The organism is Mycetocola spongiae, assembly GCF_020424085.1.
GTDB classification, from domain to species: domain Bacteria; phylum Actinomycetota; class Actinomycetes; order Actinomycetales; family Microbacteriaceae; genus Mycetocola; species Mycetocola spongiae.
On sequence record NZ_CP080203.1, the window covers coordinates 3112996 to 3128668 of the forward strand.

Genomic DNA, 15673 nt, shown 5'->3' on the forward strand with positions numbered 1-15673 from the left:
AGCGGAGACCATGACGGACCAATCTTCGGACGCATCCGAGCCCAATCTGGTGGGGGTCTCGTATGTGATGCCGGTGCTGAACGATGTCACGCATGTTCGCGCCGCCGTGGACTCGCTGCTCAGCCAAGACTATGCGGGCCCGTTTGAGGTGGCCATCGCCGTGGGGCCCAGCATTGACGGCACCAACGAACTGGTTGCCGAGCTCTCCGCGCAGGACCCGCGGATCCGCGTCTTAGACAATCCGGTGGGCTCCACTCCGGCCGGGCTGAATATCGCGATTCGTGCCACCACGTTCCCCATCGTGGTGCGCGTGGATGCCCACTCGGTATTGCCCCCAAATTACACCTCCGTGGCCGTGGAAACCATCCAGCGCACGGGCGCCGCCAATGTGGGCGGCATCATGGATGCCCGCGGCACCACCGCTTTTGAATCCGCGGTGGCCCGGGCCTATGGCTCGCGCGTGGGCCTCGGCGGCAGCCCGCATCATGTGGGTGGCAAGCAGGGCCCCGCGGATACCGTTTATCTGGGGGTTTTCCGGCGCGAACCACTGGAGCGCGTGGGGGCATTTGACGAGCGGATTAAGCGCGGGCAGGACTGGGAACTGAATTATCGGCTGCGCCAGGCCGGCGAAACCGTCTGGTTCACCCCCGAGCTGCGTGTGGTGTATCGGCCGCGGCCCAGCCTGAACGCCCTGATGCGGCAGTTCTTTTCCACCGGAATGTGGCGCGGCGAGCTGAGCCGCTCCTTCCCCGGCCCCGGTGCGCTGCGCTATTTTGCGCCGCCGGTGATGGTCCTCGGCGTGAGCCTGGGCATCCTCCTGGGGCTGCTCGGCAGCATCGAGTCAGCCCTCGGCGGGGCCCGCTGGCCGCTCTGGGGATGGGCGATCCCGGGACTCTATGTGGTTTTGGTTCTGCTTGCTACGCTCGTGGAGGGGCGCAAGGACGGCCCCGCGTCGATGGCCTGGTTCCTCGTGGTGATTCCCTGCATTCACTTCTGCTGGGGCTTTGGCTTTATCCTCGGTTATCTCTCGCTGGCCCGGGGCATCTCGGCGCTGAAAAACGAAAGAGGCTCGCGTGTCCGAAACGGATAACCGCCCCGCTAAACCCCGCACCATCGCCGAGCTGCGCGCCGTGGCGCAGCCGCCCGAGGTGCGTTCGCGTCGTAATGCCGAGCACTGGACGGCATCGCTCTATCTGCGCGATCTTTCCCCGTATCTCACCTGGCTGCTGCTGCGCACGCGCATCAGCGCCAATGGCGTGACCGGCCTGATGATCCTCACCGGCTGGAGCATCGCCGGCTTCCTGCTCATCCCCGGAATCTGGGGTGCCCTGCTGGGCCTGCTTGCCGGGCAGGCGCAGATGCTGGTGGACTGCAGCGATGGCGAGGTTGCGCGCTGGCGGCGCACCTCCTCGCCCGCCGGGGCCTTCCTGGATGCCGTGGGCCACTATTCCACCGAGACGCTGATCCCGCTGGCCCTGGCAATTCGCGCCGCGGGCTATCCGTTTGAGGCCCCCGCCGATTATCTCTACACCACGCTGGGCGCGCTCTTGGCGATCGTGATCATCCTGAATAAGGCGCTCAACGATATGGTGCGCGTGGCCCGGGCCAATTATGGCGCGAGCAAGCTCACCTATAGCGAGGCCGAGTCGGCGCCGCGCCCGGGCCTGCTCCAGCTGGCCCGCCGGATCGCCAAGTTTTTGCCCTTCCACCGGATGTTCCACTCCGTGGAACTCACGATGGTCATTTTTGTGGGTGCCGTGGTGGGCCTGTTCATCGGGGATACCCTCGCGATGCGCTGGACCCTGGTGCTCCTGCTGATCATGGGCTTCATCACCCTGTGTGGCCATTTTGTGGCCATCATGACCTCGCAGCGAGTCCGTGCCTAGCGCTGGCACACCCCGCGTGGGGGTGGTGATCCTCACCCAGGGCACTCGCCCCGAGGATCTTGAGCGCGGCATCCGCAGCGTGCTCGCGCAGGAGGGCGTGAGCCTCGATATCGTGGTGGTCGGAAACGGCTGGGAACCCGTGGGGCTCCCCGCGGGCGTGGCCGGGCTGGCGCTAAGCGAAAACGTGGGCATTCCCGCGGGGCGTAATGCCGGGGTTCCGCGCGTGAGCGGGGAATACCTGTTTTTCCTCGACGATGACGCCTGGCTGCCGGATACCGATTTTCTGATCTCCTGCGTGCGCCGGGTGAGCGAGGACCCCACGATTGGGCTGATTCAGCCGCGCCTGGACGCCCCGGATGGTCAGCCCTCGCCGCGCCGCTGGATTCCCCGCATCCGCAAGGGTGACCCGCGTCACTCCAGCGATATCTTCTCCTGCCTGGAGGCCGTGATCTTTATGCCGCGCGCGGTATTTGATGCCGCGGGCGGCTGGGCGGCCCCGTTCTTTTATGCGCATGAGGGCATCGAGCTGGCCTGGCGGGTCTGGGACGAGGGCTATCGGGCCCGCTATGAGGGCGATCTGCGCGCGCATCACCCCGTGGTCACCCCCACGCGGCATGCCGAGTATTACCGGCTCAACGCCCGTAATCGGGTCTGGCTGGCCAAACGCAATCTGCCGCTGCCCTGTGCGCTGGCCTATGTGGGGTCCTGGACCGGCATTCAGATCCTGCGCTGGTGGCGCACACCCGCGGTGCTGCGTGCCTGGTTTGCGGGCTGGCGCGAGGGCTGGCGCGTATCGCCCGGCGGCCGCCGTCGGCTGCGCTGGCGCACGATCTGGCGGATGACACGCGCCGGTCGGCCGCCCGTAATTTAGCGTCGAGACGCGACCGTTATAAAGATTGGATACCCTAGAAGCATGGGTGTGATGAGTGACGGTCGCAAGGCCGTCCAGCTATTTCGGGATGCGTTGGCCAATCGACGGGCGCGCAGCGAGCTGGCCGGACGACTCGCCGCGCTGACCCCCCTGGAACGCGGCCACTATAAGATCGCCGTGTATTTTGCCGATTCCAAGGTAAATATGTACCAGATCCGGCAGTGGTATAAGCCGCTCGCCGAGCTCTCGCAGACCTACCCCGTGGTGGTGCTGGCCCGCGCTCCCACCGCCGCCACCCAGCTCTTTGAGGAATCCCCGCTTGACGTGGCCTATGTGCGCACGGTCACGGCGCTGGAATCCACGCTCGAGGAGCAGGATATCCGCATCGTGTTCTATGTGAACCAGAATGCCAAGAACTTCCAGATGTTCCGTTATGGGCGCTGCTGGCACGTTTTCATCAATCACGGTGAGAGCGACAAGATGTATATGACCACCAACCAGTTCAAGGCCTATGACTACGCGTTTATCGCGGGGGATGCCGCCCGCGAGCGCCTCACGCGCGCGCTCTGGGACTACGATCTGGAGCGCCGGGCACTCGTGATCGGCCGCCCGCAGGCCGATCATTATGCCGGCAGGCTTCCCTATACCCCCGATGAGCGTACGGTGGTGCTCTACGCCCCCACCTGGGAGGGGGATCGCGAGGCCGCGGCCTATGGCTCGATCGCGACACACGGTGTGGCGCTGATGAAGGCACTCCTGGCCTCCCCGCGGCATCGGGTGATCTATCGCCCGCATCCGCGCTCGGGTGTGGTGGATCACGCATATGGCCACGCCAATCGGCAGATCATTCAGGCCATCGAGGCCGCCAATCATGCCGATCCCTCGGCGCATCACGTATTTGACGAGGGCATGGACCTGGGCTGGCAGCTCGCCGCCGCGGATGTGGCCATCGTGGATATCTCCGCGATGGTTTACGATCGGCTCGCCGCCGGAAAGCCGCTGCTGATCACACGCCCCGTGAATCCCAATGCCGAGATTGATACCGCTGGCTATTTGCAGGCCTGCGAGTGGCTGAGTGCGGATCACGCGGCAAACATCATCGCCGAAACGGAGCGTGTGCTGCACGATCCCGAGACGGTGGGCCGCCTCGAGCACTGGTCGCACCACTATTTTGGGGATACCACCCCCGGGGAGACCACCAAGCGTTTTCATGCCGCGGTGGATACCCTCATGGAGCGCTGGGAGAGCTTCGCCGAGCGCGAGGCCCGGACCGGTTCCGCCACGGATCCCCTCGCCGGCACCACCGCCGCGGTGGAGGCGGGACGCGCCGGAGCCTAGGCCCGGTTATTCTCCTCGGAGGGGTAGTCGAGGCGCCCGCTGCCGGGTGCCTCGGGGCTACCCGGTTCGCGGCGGCGCACACCGCGGATGAGCGGCACGCGCTCGCGCAGTCCCGCGAGCGGATTGCGCCCACCCGGGGTGCGCTCGCGCGGTTCAAGCTCGGGGGAGAGGGTGGCCGCCGCGGGGCCAAACGCCCCGCGGGAACTGGCCACCACGGTGCGGCCGGCCAGGTGATTGCCCACGCCGCCAATGGCTGCACCGATGCCAAAGGGCATCACCTTGCCAATCAACGTGCTGCCCTGATTCACGGCGAAGTGCTTCACAAAACGATGTTTGAGCTGATCGGCCACGGGGCCCATCACCATCTGCGGCATCGAACCGGTGATCATCTGGCCCCAGTGATTGCGCCGCGCGGGACCCTGCCCGGTGACCTCGCCCGTGAAGTTTTTCAGCAGGTCGGTTCCCGCGCGCCCCAGGATCATGGTCATGACCAGTGCCCGGGCGCGCAGGGGATCGGTCACGGCGATGCCGTGTACCTCGGCCACCGATTGCGCAAAGAGCGCGGTGACCTCGAGGAATCCCGCCGTTTCCGCCCCGGAGAGCGCGATCGTGACGCCGGTGCCGATCACGGGGACCATCGCCGTGGCGCCCACCGCCGCGCCGCCCGAGGTGACCGCCGCAAGATAGCGGCGCTCCAGGATTCGGATCAGCTGATCGGGGGTGGCCCGCGGATTGCGGCGCCGGATGCCACGAATATGGGCCAGGACAAGAGGACGCTGGACCGAGAGTACGCGGTCGAGGCCGCGCACCCATGCGGGATCCACGGGGGCCTCCGGATGTGAGGAGGGATTGCTGCGCGAGCGCAGATCGATGGTCTCTCCCTCGGGCAGCGAGGTGATCACATAGGGTTTTGGTGTGCGAGCCATAATCGTCGTAGCCCTCCATTCCTGGCCAGTTTATGGTTATTCGCTGGGAGAATGCAGGACCAACCGGTTAAGATTTGGGCGTGATGTAATCGGCGTTATAGCGGTCCAGGACCTCGCCGATCGGCCCGTCCATCTGCAGCGCGCCCTTATCCAGATAGAGGCCGCGCGTGCAAAACCGGCGCAGGTCTCGCTCGTTATGCGAGACAAAAAACAGGGTGCGGCCGCCACGCAGCATCTCGTCGATGCGTCGATAGCACTTCTCGCGGAACGCCTTATCGCCCACGGCCAAGACCTCATCCACCAGCATGATCGGTTCATCAAGCTGCGCGATCACGGAGAACGCGATGCGCACCTTCATGCCGCTCGAGAGGTGCTTATAGGGCGTATCCACAAAATCGCGGATCTCGGCAAAATCGATGATCTCGTCATAGCGCGCGTTGATCTCCGCCTTGGTCATGCCGTGCAGACCCGCGGTGAGATAGACGTTATCGCGCACCGAAAGATCGTTCACAAAGCCGCCGGTGATCTCGATCAGCGGGGCCACCCCGGCCGCGACCTCCACGCCGCCCTCATCGGGCAGGATGACGCCCGCAACCAGCTTCAGGAGCGTGGACTTACCCTGGCCGTTGCGGCCCACCACGCCGATGGCCTCACCCGCATGCACGGTGAAGTTGAGGTTGCGGAACGCCCAGAATTCCCCCGGGCGTGAGCGCCGCGTGCGCCCCGCGAAGAGGTCTTTAAAGCTGCGTCGGCGGCTCTTACTGCGGCGGAAACGAATGCCCAGGTTGGTCGCGGAGATCATCGGCACACTCATTAGATCTCCTTCAGGACCGAGCGCTCACAGCGCTTAAAAACAACCAGGCCGAGGGCCAGGATCGCGAGGGACATCACGGCCGAGACCAGCACCGGGAACCACAGCAGCTGATTCTCGAAGAAGCCCGTGCGATAGAGCGAGAAGATACCGGTGAGCGGATTAAACGCGGCGAGAGGCTGCATTGCCTCGGGCAGGTTTATTGAGCTATAAACGATCGGTGACGCGTAGAACATGAAGCGCAGAATGAGCTTAATGGCGCGCTCCAGATCCCGGAAAAAGACCACCAGCGGGGCCACCAGCAGGCCCAGCCCCAGCGAGAGAATCGCCTGCAGGAGAATGGCCAGCGGGAACGCCCACAGCACGTGGATGTTAATGGGGGCATGGAAGGCGATCACAAAAATCGCCAGCACCGGGATCGAGGCAAGAAACTCGATGCCCTTGGACATGACGATCCTGGCCACCCAGATGGTGCGTGGGATTGACGTGGAGCGCACCAGCTTGGCCTCGCGCAGGAACGCCCGGGTGCTATCGGAGATCGTGCCGGTGAACCACATCCAGGGCAGCAGCCCGGCAAGGAGGAACACAATATAGGGGGAGTCGCCGATGTCATCGCCGCGCTGGAAGACCACCACAAAAACAAACCAGTAGATCCCACTCATGACCAGAGGGTCCAGGATCGACCAGAAATAGCCCAGGGCGCTGGTGGAATAACGCACGCGCAGATCGCGCTTGGTTAATAGCCAGAGTGCGCTGCGGTAGCGCTGCCCGCGGGACCGTTGCGGTCGGGGCGTGTCAAAGGAACTCGTCACAGGGCCAATCTACCGGTTTAACGAGAAATCCCCGTGCCGAGGACGGGAATGTCATCTCGGTACACGGGGAGTTCGCGGGTTAGACGTAGAGGTTTGCGCGCTCGAGATCCTCGGCGAAATCCACCTCGACGGCATAAAAATCGGAGATATCCATGGGCTCAACCAGCATGCGGTCCTGCTCGATGGCGAGCTCGATACCGCGCTCGAAATAGTCCTGGTCGTCTACCCGGCCGAGCTGACGCAGCAGGTTGGCCTTATCGGTGGAGGAGACGTAGTTGATGCCCACGGCCTCGCCGAGGCCACCCGAGACGGTCTTGGAGAGCTCCTGGATGAAGCCCTCGGCGCCCACCGTGTACTTGACCTCCTCATCGGAGACCTTGGATGTATTCACGGTGACAAAGGACTGATCGGTGGCGACCACCTTGGCGGCACGCACGAGAACCTCGGGGTCAAAGACGACATCGCCGTTCATCCAGAGGACTCCGCCGTTGCCCGAGGCGGCGAGTGCGCGCATGAGGGACTTGGAGGTATTGGTCTGGTCGTACTGCTCGTTAAAAACGAACGACGCATCGGGGAAGGCCTCGATGATGTGCTCGAGCTTATAACCCACAACCACGGTGATCTTCACGGCGGGACCGAAGGCGTGATGGATGTTGTCAAACTGCTGCTGCATGATGGTGCGACCATCGTTGAGCTCGGTCAGGGACTTGGGCAGCGAACGGCCCAGGCGTGTGCCCATGCCGGCTGCCAGAATGACGACCTGTGTGCTCAAGAGAGACTCCTAAAACTTATGTAGCATCCGGGAGCGTGGCGTGTTTGCCCGACGTTCACCGGAAGGAAATTAGCTTGACACCCCGTTATGCCACTTTCAAACCTAGCCCGGGGGTGCAATGAAAACACTCCCAGTCTGGGGGTTGTTGCCGATTCGTAATACTGTGTAGGGGCTTTTCTCAGGTTCGTTTATGTCTCAATATGGCTGGTCCTACCGGATTTAGACGGGCCTATTGGTAGGTTTGGACCGTGACAGCCGTGCCGCCCTCGAACCCGACAGATTCCGCCAAAATGACAACCAATGATGGTAAAACCGATGCCTCGCGCCCGGAGAACTCCGCCGCCAAGGACAGCACGCGGGATAACGCTCCCGCGCTAAAAAAGACCACCCCGCGACCCGCGGCGAAGAAGCCCGCGCGCACCTCAGCAACCGCCAAAACCCCGGCCGCCACGCCGTCCGCCGCCCCCGCGGCAGATGATGCGTCGGCGAAGCCCGCCGGGCAGCCGAAGGCGGCGGCCGCGGCGGCCAAAAAGGCCCCCGCGAGGAAGCCGCCCGCGAAGCGTGCGCCGGCCAAGAAGGCCGCGCCGGCCACGGCCACGGATGCGGCTCCCGCCGCGGCCGCCGCCAAGGCCCCCGCATCAAAGCCCGCCTCGGCGGCGAAGACTCCCGCGGCCAAGACCGCTGCGGCCAAGCCCGCGTCGGTTAAGGCCACAGCGGCGAAGAAGCCTACGGCCAAGACCACCCCGGCCAAGCCCACCCCGGCTAAGACCACTCCGGCTAAGACCACGGCGGCCAAGGCCGCGCCGAAGACCGCCGCCGCCACGGCCACGCCCACCAAGCCCGCGAGCATCGCGGCCCCGGATAACGGCGCCGATAGCGCGGACACTGCGCCGAAAAAAACCGCGACCCCCGGGACCGAGGCCGCGGCAAAACCGGCCGAGCCCGCGCCCGCCACCCCGGGCGATAGTGTGCTCAGCGTGCGCGGCCTGGGGAAGAGCTACGGCGATCTGATCGCCGTGGAAAATATCACCCTCGAGGTGCCCGCCGGTTCCTTCTACGGCATCGTGGGCCCCAACGGTGCGGGCAAGACCACCACGCTCTCGATGATCACGGGCCTCCTGCGTCCCGATAGCGGCGAGATCAGCGTGAACGGTGTGGATGTCTGGGCCGATCCCAACCGCGCCAAGCGCAGTATCGGCGCGCTTCCCGACCGCATGCGCCTCTTTGACCGGCTCACCGGCGCCCAGCTCCTGTATTACTCGGGAACCCTGCGCGGGTTAAGCGCCGCCACCACCCGCGAGCGCATCGCCGACCTGGCCACCGCCTTTGACCTGGGTGATGCCCTGAACCGCCTCGTGAGCGATTATTCCGTGGGAATGACCAAGAAGGTAGCGCTCGCGGCCGCGATGATTCACTCCCCGCGCATCCTGATTCTCGACGAGCCCTTTGAATCCGTGGACCCCGTATCCGCGGGCAACGTGATTGAAATCCTGCAGAACTATGTGGAGCATGGCGGCACGGTGGTGCTCTCGAGCCACGGCATGGACTTCATCCAGCGGGTCTGTGACCACGTTTCGATCATCGTGAACGGCCGCGTCCTGGCCCAGGGCTCGGTGGACGAGGTGCGCGGTTCCGGGACCCTCGAGGACCGCTTTGTTGAGCTGGCCGGAGGCCGCAAGAATGCCGAGGGGCTGCAGTGGTTGCACAACTTCTCCGACTGAGGCTCCAGGTCCTCGCCAATGCCTTCCGCCGCGGCTCCCGCGATGTCTTGCGTCTGGTGCTGGGAATACTGATCACGCTTGCGCTGGTTTATGTGCTGGGCCTGGGCCTGATGGAATTACACACGCAATCCGCGGAGATCATCCGAGACGTGATCACCGTGGCGGGCTCCTTTATCCTGCTCGGCTTTTTTATCGTGCCGCTGATTTCCCGCGGACATGATTCGCTGGACCCGCGCCGCTTTGCCCTCTTTGGACTGAATACCCGCAGCCTCGCCGCGGGGCTGGCCCTCGCCGGGCTACTGAGCATTCCCGTGCTCGCGCTATTTGCGGTGGCCGCCCTGAGCGCCACCGCCTGGGCGGGACACCCGGCCGCGGTGACCCTCGCACTGCTGGGGGCGATCATCGCCGTAGTCACGGCCACGCTGCTGGGTCGCCTCGCACAGGGGCTCTCCTCGCTGTTTTTGGCCCGCCGGAAGAGCCGCGAGTTCTCCTGGCTCGTGAGCCTCCTGCTGCTTGTGCTGGTCGGACCGGCGCTGGTACTGGGCGCCTCGGTGCTGTGGAACGATGACGGCCTCGAGGTGCTGGGAGGGGTGGGCGATATCATCGCCTGGACCCCGCTCGGCGCCGTCTGGTCGGCGCCGGGGGATGCAGCGCTGGGACTCGGCGGTCTCGCCGCGGCCCGGGTAGCGATTGCGCTGCTCACCGTGGCCGTGCTCGCCTGGGCCTGGGTGCGCCTGGTGGGCTATCTCGCGATTACCCCGGAGCGTTCTCTGGCGCGCGCAAGCATCGGCGGACTCGGCTGGTTTGACGCCCTGCCGGGGCGACCCGCCGCGGTCATTGCCGCGCGATCGATGACGTACTGGGTGCGCGATCCGCGCTATGTCACCTCGCTGCTGATTATCCCCGTGGTGCCCCTCGTCTCGATGTTTGCACTGAACCTCGCGGGGGTGGCCTGGCAGCCGCTTGCCCTGCTGCCCATGCCGATCCTGGTGGCCTTCCTCGCCTGGTCCGTGCATAACGACCTCGCGCTGGACTCCTCCGCGCTATGGCTGCACGTGGCCTCGGGGGTGAGCGGAAGTGCCGACCGGCTCGGCCGCACATTCCCCGTGCTCCTCTTTGGTATCCCGTTTATTCTGATCGGGTCGATGATCAGCGTGGGCCTCTACGGCGATTGGGCGCTCCTGCCCGCGATGCTTGGAGTCTGTGTCTCCCTGCTACTCACCGGCCTGGGCCTGGCCAGCTATTTTTCGGCCCGCACCCCGTATCCCGCGGTGCAGCCGGGGGATAGCCCGTTCCAGCAGCCGCAGACCGGCGGAGGGTATCCCGGGGCGGTGCAGGCCTTCAGCCTCGTGGGAATGATCCTGCTGAGCGCACCCACCCTCTATATTGCGTGGCGCGCGCTCGTGCTCGATCCGGCCTGGTCGCCCGTGGCGCTCGCCGCCGGAGTGGGCATCGGACTGGTGGTATTTATCGGCGGTATCTGGGCGGGTGGCCGCTATTTTGATCGGCACACCCCGGAGCTCATGGGCTTTGCTACCGCGCACTAAAAAACCGGCGTAAACTAGCCCGCATGATGGACGTAAACGCGAGCATTTCCGACCCCTCCGGCACCTCCCAGGGTGGCGGCACCGATGTTCTAGACCGCGAGCTCGAAAAGCTCCTCAACGAGGAGGCCATCGAGCCCGGCGATCACGAGCGTTTCTCGCACTATGTGAAGAAGGAAAAAATCCTCGAGTCCGCCATGACCGGCAAGCCCGTGCGTGCCCTGTGTGGCAAGAAGTGGACGCCGGGGCGTGACCCCGAGAAATTCCCCGTATGCCCCTCCTGCAAGGACGTATACGAGCGCATGCGCAAGGACTAAAGAAAAAACCCCGGGCCAGTGGCCCGGGGTTTTCTCTCGCCTAGTTTTCGATAAAAACGGTGGCCAGGGCGGCATCGCCGCGGCCCAGCCTGAATGCACCCGCGGGAAGCTCGGTAACCGCACGCTCGCGGTGTTCGCGCGCGAGCGCGGTGCCGGCGGCCCCCAGATAGCGCTCGTCGATCACGCCGTCGGTAACCAGCGGGACGTTCAGAGCGCGCTCCGGGGCGTTTTCCGGGGGAGTGGCATGACCCAGGTAGATGCGCTCCTGATTGGCGCGGCCCGAGGCGCTCAGCCGGCGCATCGGCGTTTTTTTGCCGCCGATTGAGACCTTGCCCTCGGAGGCCTTGGCAAGCGGGATCCACTCGCCATCGGTGCCGCGGCGCGCCACAAGCTTATAAACCATGCCCGCCGCGGGGGAGCCCGAGCCGGTCACCACGGAGGTGCCCACGCCATAGCTGTCCACGGGGGACGCGGCCAGTGCGGCGATCGCATGCTCGTCCAGGTCGTTGGTTACGGTAATCCGGGTATCGGTGGCGCCCAGCTCGTCGAGCTGCTTGCGCACGTCCACCACGAGCGTGGGCAGATCGCCCGAGTCCAGGCGCACAGCGCCGAGCCCGGGGCCGGCCACGCGCACGGCGGTGGCCACACCCTCGGCCACGTCATAGGTATCCACCAGGAGGGTGGTCCCCACGCCGAGCCGATCGATCTGGGCGCGGAACGCCGCCTCCTCGCTCTCGTGCAGCAGGGTGAATGCGTGGGCGGCGGTGCCCATCGTGGGAATGCCCCAGCGGCGACCCGCCTCCAGGTTGCTGGTGGCACCAAAGCCGGAGATATAGGCTGCACGCGCGGCGGCCACGGCGGCCTCCTCATTGGCGCGGCGCGAGCCCATCTCGGACAGTGGACGCCCGATCGCGGCGGTGACCATGCGGGTGGCGGCATTGGCCACGGCGCTGTCATAGTTGAGCACGCTCAGCGCGAGGGTCTCCAACACCACACCCTCGGCGAAGGAGGCCTCCACGGTGAGGATGGGGGAGTTGGGGAAATACACCTCGCCCTCCTGATAGCCCCAGATATTTCCGGAAAAGCGATAATTGGCGAGCCAGTCCAGCGTTTCGCTGCCCACGACCTCCTGTTCGGCCAGCCAGGAGAGCTCCGGCTCGCCGAAGCGGAAATCGCGAATTAGTTCCAGGAGCCGACCGGTTCCGGCCACCACGCCATAGCGGCGGGCCCCGGGCAGGCGGCGGGCGAACACCTCAAAGAGACAGTGTTCGTGGGCGGTGCCGTCTTTCATGGCGGCATCAACCATCGTCAGTTCATAGCGGTCGGTGTGCAATGCTGTCGAAGTACTCACCCGGTCAGCCTAGCCGGATCAACCGGGTTTTGCGCCGCAACCCGGTAGGGTTAAGCCGTGAATGATGCACCAATCGGAATCTTCGACTCCGGCGTCGGCGGGCTCACCGTGGCCCGGGCCATCCAGGATCAGCTTCCGCGCGAGCAGATCCTCTATATCGGCGATACCGCGCACTCCCCATACGGCCCCAAGCCGATCGCGGACGTGCGGAAATACTCGCTCGAGGTGCTGGACGCCCTGGTGGCCCAGGGCGTGAAGATGCTCGTGATCGCCTGCAATACGGCATCCTCGGCGATGCTGCGCGATGCCCGCGAGCGCTATTCGGTGCCCGTAATCGAGGTGATCCAGCCCGCCGTGCGCTCGGCCGTGCGCGTGACCGCAAACCGCCGGGTGGGCGTGATTGGCACCGCCGGCACCATCCGCTCCCGCGCCTATGAGGACGCATTTGCCGCGGCACCGCAACTGGAGCTCTTCACCCAGGCCTGCCCCGAGTTTGTGCGTTTTGTGGAATCCGGAATCACCAGCGGCCCCGAGGTATTAAGCGTGGCCGAGGGCTATCTGGCCCCGCTGCGCGAGGCCGGAGTGGATACGCTGGTGCTCGGTTGTACCCACTATCCCTTCCTCAAGGGCGCAATCTCCTATGTCATGGGCCCCGAGGTCACCCTGGTATCCAGCGATACCGAGACCGCCAATGATGTCTATCGCAAACTGGTATCCACCGGGCAGGAGCGCACGGCGCTGAGTGCGCCCGAGCATCGCTATGAGGCCACGGGCGGCAGCGAGGAGGAGTTCCTCTCCCTCGCCACCCGGCTCGTGGGCCGCGAAATCTCCCGCGTGGACCTGGTCCAGACGGGCATGATCGACCTCGATGGCATCCGCGCCGCCCGGATCGCCGCCGCGCGCGAGAGCGCCGCACGCTAAACCCTTTTTCCACCCTCGTTTCTAAGGAGTCACCCCGTGACCGAAATCACCCGCGCCGACGGCCGGACCAACGACCAGCTGCGCACCATCACGATCGAGCCCGGCTGGAGCACCCAGGCCGAGGGCTCCGCGCTGATCACCTATGGCAATACCAAGGTGCTGTGCACGGCGTCGTTCACCAACGGGGTGCCGCGCTGGCTCACCGGCAAGGGCAAGGGCTGGGTCACCGCCGAATACGCGATGCTTCCGCGCGCCACCAATTCCCGCAATGACCGCGAGGCCGTGAAGGGCAAGGTGGGGGGCCGCACCCACGAGATCTCCCGGCTGATCGGCCGGAGCCTGCGCGCCGTGATCGATACCAAGGCCCTCGGCGAAAATACCATCGTGATCGACTGCGATGTGCTGCAGGCCGATGGTGGCACCCGCACCGCCGCGATCACGGGCGCCTATGTGGCGCTGGCCCAGTCCATCGAGTGGGCGCGCGGCAAGAAGTTCATCGGGCAGAAGGCCCAGCCGCTGACCGATTCGGTGGCCGCGGTATCCGTGGGGATCATCGACGGCGTGCCGATGCTGGACCTCGCCTATGTCGAGGATGTGCGCGCCGAGACCGATATGAACGTGGTACTCACCGGCGGTGGCAAGTTTGTGGAGGTTCAGGGAACCGCCGAGGGTGCGCCGTTTGACCGCGCCGAGCTCGACGCGCTGCTGGATCTTGCCGTGGGCGCCTCGGGCGACCTGGCCCGCAAGCAGGGTGAGGCGCTGGCGGGACTGCTCAAATGAGCCTAGAGATTGTCCTCGCCACCCATAACGCCCATAAGGTAGCCGAGTTTCAGAAGATTCTGGGCGCCGCGCTTCCCGGCCTGAGCATCGTGGCCTATGACGGGCCCGAGCCCGTGGAGGACGGCGTGAGCTTCGCCGAGAACGCCCTGATTAAGGCGCGCGCCGCGGCGGAGCACACCGGCAAGATTGCGCTCGCCGATGACAGCGGAATCTGCGTGGATCTGCTGGGCGGTTCCCCCGGTATCTTCTCGGCGCGCTGGGCCGGCGCGGGCGCCGGCGATACCGCCAATCTGGAGCTGCTACTGGCCCAGCTCAGCGATATTGCGCCCGAGCATCGAGCCGCGCAGTTCAACTGCCATATCGCCATCGTGAACCCCGGCATTGGGGGAGGCGAACCGAGCGAGGAGGTGGCCTCCGGAATCTGGCCCGGCACGCTGGCCGCGGCCCGCAGCGGGGAAAATGGCTTCGGCTATGACCCCATCTTCCTGCCCTCCGAATACGAGGTTTCGGCGGCCGAGCTCACCCCCGAGCAGAAGAATTCTTCGAGCCACCGGGCGCGCGCCTTCGAGCGGGTCATCCCGGTATTGCAGCGCCTCATCGAGGGCTAAAAAACGCAGATCAGATCGGTAATGATAATTGCTATCATTCCTATCTAGCCGCGGGGCTGGCCCCCGCGGCTTTTGCTTTATACGGTGGGGGTATGGCTCATGATCACGCACCCGTAAACACGTCCAAAAAACGCCTCCTCGTAGTGATCTGCATCGTTGCCACGGTGCTGATTGCGGAGGTGATTGGTGGCATCCTGACCGGATCGCTTGCGCTGCTTGCCGATGCCGGACATATGCTCAGCGACCTGACCGGGCTATTCATTGCGCTGTTCGCGATGACCATCGCCGCCAAGCCGGCCTCGGATCGCGCAACCTATGGCTATCGGCGCACCGAGGTTTTTGGGGCGCTGGCCAACGGCCTGATCCTGTGTGCGGTGGCCGTGGGCATCGCGATCGAGGCGTTTGGTCGGCTGATGGGCCCGGGCGATACCGAGGTGATTGCGCTGCCGATGCTGCTGGTGGCCATCGTGGGGCTTATTGCCAACCTCGTCTCGATGCTGATTCTGCGTGCCGGGGCCAAGGACTCGATCAACATGCGCGGGGCCTATCTGGAGGTCTTTGGGGACATGCTCGGTTCGGTCGCCGTGATTGTGGCAGCGATCGTGATCATGCTCACCGGCTGGGTCCAGGCCGATGCCGTGGTCTCCCTCCTGATTGCCGTGTTTATCCTGCCGCGCGCGTTCCTGCTGCTGCGCGATGTCTGGCGGGTGCTGAACGAGTCCACGCCCGTGGGGACCGATCTGAGCGCCGTGCGCAGTCATATGATGAACTCCGAGGGCGTGAGCGATGTGCACGACCTGCACCTGTGGGCGATCACCACGGGCGAGCACGTCTTCACCGCGCACGTGGTGGTCACGGATGAGGTCTTCGCGGCCGAGCGGGTGGGCGCCACCCTGGATCGCCTCACGGAGTGCCTGCACGATCATTTTGATGTGGAGCACGTCACGCTGCAATTGGAGCCCGCGACCCATGCCGCGCATGAGGCCCATACCCACGACTAACCGCGGACGGACGC

Annotated in this window: 16 protein-coding genes; 11 read left to right on the top strand and 5 right to left on the bottom strand. The window is 65.2% G+C overall.

Annotated elements, in window-relative coordinates; all coding sequences use genetic code 11:
* Positions 1–10 precede the first annotated feature (10 nt).
* Genes KXZ72_RS14310 through KXZ72_RS14325 form a run of 4 tightly spaced genes read left to right on the top strand, consistent with a single transcriptional unit; the run spans position 11 to position 4095 of the window.
* Positions 11–1090 carry a glycosyltransferase family 2 protein gene (locus tag KXZ72_RS14310; protein ID WP_226081602.1) on the top strand — a complete coding sequence of 360 codons (1080 nt, stop codon included), beginning with the start codon at positions 11–13 and terminating at the stop codon, positions 1088–1090.
* Positions 1074–1886: a CDP-alcohol phosphatidyltransferase family protein gene (locus KXZ72_RS14315; RefSeq protein WP_226081603.1), complete on the top strand. Its 813-nt coding sequence runs from the start codon at positions 1074–1076 to the stop codon at positions 1884–1886. The genes KXZ72_RS14310 and KXZ72_RS14315 overlap by 17 nt, the downstream gene beginning before the upstream one ends.
* Positions 1887–1911: 25 nt before the next feature.
* Complete coding sequence (locus tag KXZ72_RS14320) at positions 1912–2757, top strand: glycosyltransferase family 2 protein (protein ID WP_318999875.1); 846 nt, start codon at positions 1912–1914, stop codon at positions 2755–2757.
* A gap of 42 nt (positions 2758–2799) precedes the next feature.
* Positions 2800–4095 (top strand): CDP-glycerol glycerophosphotransferase family protein, encoded by a 1296-nt coding sequence (locus KXZ72_RS14325; RefSeq protein ID WP_226081605.1) that lies wholly within the window; start codon positions 2800–2802, stop codon positions 4093–4095.
* On the opposite strand, the gene KXZ72_RS14330 is transcribed toward KXZ72_RS14325, so the two are convergent.
* The 4 genes from KXZ72_RS14330 to KXZ72_RS14345 all read right to left on the bottom strand — a co-directional run bounded on the left by KXZ72_RS14330 (position 4092) and on the right by KXZ72_RS14345 (position 7416).
* Positions 4092–5021 carry a hypothetical protein gene (locus KXZ72_RS14330; protein ID WP_226081606.1) on the bottom strand — a complete coding sequence of 310 codons (930 nt, stop codon included), beginning with the start codon at positions 5019–5021 and terminating at the stop codon, positions 4092–4094. The two genes, KXZ72_RS14325 and KXZ72_RS14330, sit on opposite strands and share 4 nt — an antisense overlap.
* 67 nt (positions 5022–5088) lie before the next feature.
* Complete coding sequence (locus tag KXZ72_RS14335) at positions 5089–5835, bottom strand: ABC transporter ATP-binding protein (protein ID WP_226081607.1); 747 nt, start codon at positions 5833–5835, stop codon at positions 5089–5091.
* Complete coding sequence (locus tag KXZ72_RS14340) at positions 5835–6644, bottom strand: ABC transporter permease (protein WP_226081608.1); 810 nt, start codon at positions 6642–6644, stop codon at positions 5835–5837. The genes KXZ72_RS14335 and KXZ72_RS14340 overlap by 1 nt, the downstream gene beginning before the upstream one ends.
* A gap of 79 nt (positions 6645–6723) precedes the next feature.
* Positions 6724–7416, bottom strand: a complete 693-nt coding sequence (locus KXZ72_RS14345; protein WP_226081609.1) for a phosphocholine cytidylyltransferase family protein — start codon at positions 7414–7416, stop codon at positions 6724–6726.
* A 290-nt stretch (positions 7417–7706) separates the two neighbouring features.
* On the opposite strand from KXZ72_RS14345, the gene KXZ72_RS14350 reads away from it, so the two are divergent.
* From KXZ72_RS14350 to KXZ72_RS14360, 3 genes are read left to right on the top strand one after another with little or no spacing between them, the layout of a single operon-like run.
* Complete coding sequence (locus KXZ72_RS14350; protein ID WP_226081610.1) at positions 7707–9137, top strand: ABC transporter ATP-binding protein; 1431 nt, start codon at positions 7707–7709, stop codon at positions 9135–9137.
* The gene (locus tag KXZ72_RS14355) at positions 9113–10684 is read left to right on the top strand and encodes a hypothetical protein (protein ID WP_226081611.1); all 1572 of its coding nucleotides are present in this window, start codon (positions 9113–9115) and stop codon (positions 10682–10684) included. Before KXZ72_RS14350 ends, KXZ72_RS14355 begins: the two co-directional genes overlap by 25 nt.
* A gap of 26 nt (positions 10685–10710) precedes the next feature.
* Positions 10711–10998 (top strand): DUF3039 domain-containing protein, encoded by a 288-nt coding sequence (locus tag KXZ72_RS14360; protein ID WP_226083546.1) that lies wholly within the window; start codon positions 10711–10713, stop codon positions 10996–10998.
* Between the two features lie 40 nt (positions 10999–11038).
* Here the strand turns inward: KXZ72_RS14360 and KXZ72_RS14365 are convergent, their stop codons facing one another.
* Complete coding sequence (locus tag KXZ72_RS14365; protein WP_226081612.1) at positions 11039–12349, bottom strand: nicotinate phosphoribosyltransferase; 1311 nt, start codon at positions 12347–12349, stop codon at positions 11039–11041.
* Between the two features lie 57 nt (positions 12350–12406).
* Between KXZ72_RS14365 and murI the strand changes: the two genes are divergently transcribed.
* From murI to KXZ72_RS14385, 4 genes are all read left to right on the top strand, one after another.
* A complete protein-coding gene (murI, locus tag KXZ72_RS14370; RefSeq protein ID WP_226081613.1) occupies positions 12407–13270 on the top strand; it encodes a glutamate racemase in 864 nt (287 codons plus the stop codon).
* A 36-nt stretch (positions 13271–13306) separates the two neighbouring features.
* The gene (gene rph, locus KXZ72_RS14375; protein WP_226081614.1) at positions 13307–14050 is read left to right on the top strand and encodes a ribonuclease PH; all 744 of its coding nucleotides are present in this window, start codon (positions 13307–13309) and stop codon (positions 14048–14050) included.
* On the top strand, positions 14047–14658 hold the full coding sequence (gene rdgB / locus KXZ72_RS14380) for an RdgB/HAM1 family non-canonical purine NTP pyrophosphatase (protein WP_226081615.1): 612 nt from the start codon (positions 14047–14049) through the stop codon (positions 14656–14658). Before rph ends, rdgB begins: the two co-directional genes overlap by 4 nt.
* 92 nt (positions 14659–14750) lie before the next feature.
* Complete coding sequence (locus KXZ72_RS14385) at positions 14751–15659, top strand: cation diffusion facilitator family transporter (RefSeq protein ID WP_226081616.1); 909 nt, start codon at positions 14751–14753, stop codon at positions 15657–15659.
* Positions 15660–15673: the final 14 nt, after the last annotated feature.